The 1,748-nt window shown below is 63.2% G+C and carries 3 protein-coding genes; 1 reads left to right on the top strand and 2 read right to left on the bottom strand.

From position 1 onward, the window contains the following. Nucleotides 1–143: 143 nt before the first annotated feature. Nucleotides 144–1,022, top strand: a complete 879-nt coding sequence (locus ACO6D6_RS15410; protein WP_484786118.1) for an aminoglycoside phosphotransferase family protein — start codon at nucleotides 144–146, stop codon at nucleotides 1,020–1,022. Nucleotides 1,023–1,170: 148 nt separating this feature from the next. On the opposite strand, the gene ACO6D6_RS15405 is transcribed toward ACO6D6_RS15410, so the two are convergent. Then, nucleotides 1,171–1,545 carry a transposase gene (locus tag ACO6D6_RS15405; RefSeq protein WP_484786117.1) on the bottom strand — a complete coding sequence of 125 codons (375 nt, stop codon included), beginning with the start codon at nucleotides 1,543–1,545 and terminating at the stop codon, nucleotides 1,171–1,173. Further along, nucleotides 1,439–1,748 (bottom strand): hypothetical protein (locus ACO6D6_RS15400; RefSeq protein WP_484786119.1); only part of this gene is annotated, 310 nt, incomplete at its 5' end. The genes ACO6D6_RS15400 and ACO6D6_RS15405, both read right to left, overlap by 107 nt.

Below are 1,748 nucleotides of genomic sequence, written 5' to 3'. Positions count from 1 at the left end.
AGGACAAAGCGCTAGCTGAGGAAAACCGAAACACCCCTATGAATAAGCCTCCTAGACTCAATGCAAGTGAGCGACATCCCCGCCTTCAATCGCACCAGAAAGCGAGAGTCAAATTGATTCAAATCTCTAGTGACTTTTCTGCCATGATCCTGCACAGAGAGGGCGAGGCTGCCCGAGACTGGTTGGAGGCGTTGCCGTACACGGTGGGGGATTTGCTCGACAGGTGGCGCCTTCGTCAGGAGGGACCGCCGATGTACGGGATGTGCGCTGTGGTTCTGCCTGTTCATTGCAAGGACGGGAAACGCGGTGCCCTGAAAGTGAGTTGGGTCGACGACGAGACCCGGCTCGAGTCCGTTGCTTTACGCACGTGGGGCGGTCATGGAGCGGTCTCGGTGTTGCACACCGACGAGGGGGCCGGCGCCATGTTGTTGGAGCGGCTGGATGAGCGGCGGGTCCTTCTGGACGTCCCGGTTCAGGAAGCACTTGACACTGCCGCCGATCTCCTTCGCGAACTGCGCGTTCCTGCGCCCGCTGGGTTTCGCAGCGTCGGTGACATTGCTGCCCGGTGGGGCACGGAGTTCCTTGAGGAGTGGCGGCGGCTCGGCGAACCGTGCCCCGAGGAGCTCGTCTCCTCTGCCGTCGATGTGTGCGCAGAGCTGGCCGTCATGCCTTCGGAGCCCTCGCTGCTGCACGGCGACTTCCATTACGCCAATATCCTTGGGCGCGGCAAGGATGCGTGGGCCGCCATTGACCCGAAGCCACTGAAAGGCAACCCCGCGTATGAGGTGGTTCCGCTGCTGCGCAACCGTTGGAGCGAAATCCGGGGCGGTGACGAAACGAACGCCACGGCGCGGAAACGGATGGAGCGGTTCGCCGGAATGGCCGAGCTGGACCCAATGACCGTGCGGCGGTGGTGTCTCGTGCGCAGCGTGGATGACGCGATGTGGTTTCAAGAAAATGGTTACGAGGCCCGAGCGGAGATTTCTTGGGACATCGCCAGGTCGATGTCGGCGGATCTGTGATCGAGGTGTGTGAAGGCTTGTTCACAGCCGGAGCTTGACCCGGTTTCCCGGGTAGTTGTTGTTGGTTGATTCATGCCGCCGCGACAGTGGGGCTGTGAGGGGTTTCGAACTCGCGGGGTGGCAGCATCCCGGTCCCGGAGTGCCGTCGTCAGGGGTTGTACCAGCCCTCGATCCAATCGAACATGGCCGAGGCGAGGACCTGCTTCGAGGGCCAGAACGATCCCATCGCCGTGTCGTCCCGGCCCGAGGCGTTCCGGCCCATCGACCTGAGCAGCCCGGTCTCCCCCAGCCGATGCCCGAACAACCAGCTCGTGCACTGACTGCCCCTGTCCGGGTGAACCACTGCCCTGGCCGGTGGACGACGTTGCCAGCAGGTCATCTGCAACGCGTCGACCACGCGTTCGGTGCGGATGTGCTCAGCGATCGACCAGTCCACGACCCGACGGCTCCACGCGTCCAGCGCCGCGCAGCAGTAGGTCCAACCGTCCGCCGTGTGATGTTGCGTGATGTCGGTGACCCACAATCGCTTCGATCCCTTCGGCACGGAACTGCCGCTCGACCACGACACCCAAGCCTGGCTCGACCCCATCCACGATGCCCAACGACGACGCTGAACAAGCCCAGGCAAGGAACCGGCAGACCAGAGCCGTGATGAGACGCACTACGTGAACGGGTGTGTCCCGTAGCGTGGTGGCAATTCCTGCGGTGATGCGGCTGGGCTGGTCA

This window comes from Arachnia sp. (genome assembly GCF_057238465.1).
The sequence above is the reverse complement of the archived record's forward strand: the minus strand, read 5'-3'. Positions and strand labels throughout refer to the sequence as shown.